We start from the raw sequence: 401 nt of genomic DNA on the forward strand, positions 1-401 counted from the left end.
GGGCAGCATAGGACCCGGCCCGAATTACACGATAAATCCCTCCTGGCTGAACCGAATCCAAGAAGTCGTCAACTACGCTTACAACAGGGGCCTGCATGTGATGATCAACATGCACGGTGACGGATACAAGACCATCAACGGCTCCTGGCTGATCTGCGATTCACCCTCCCAAACGACGATCAAGGACAAGTACCAGAAAGCTTGGCAGCAAATCGCGAACCGGTTCAAGAACTACGACCAGCGCCTGATCCTGGAGTCCATGAACGAGGAGTTTGACGGGCAGTACGGCAACCCGACCCAGCCGTGCTACTCGAACATCAACAGCTACAACCAGATCTTCGTGGACACCGTGCGGAAAACCGGCGGAAACAACAGCTCGAGGTGGCTGCTCGTCCCCGGCT

1 protein-coding gene is annotated in these 401 nt (G+C 55.9%); it reads left to right on the forward strand.

Annotated features, from left to right (window positions below; translation table 11 throughout):
* Positions 1 to 55 precede the first annotated feature (55 nt).
* A partial coding sequence (locus C1I97_RS38975) for a glycoside hydrolase family 5 protein (protein WP_258382964.1) occupies positions 56 to 401 on the forward strand: 346 nt, incomplete at its 3' end.

Source organism: Streptomyces sp. NTH33 (assembly GCF_003236365.1).
Taxonomy (GTDB): domain Bacteria; phylum Actinomycetota; class Actinomycetes; order Streptomycetales; family Streptomycetaceae; genus Streptomyces.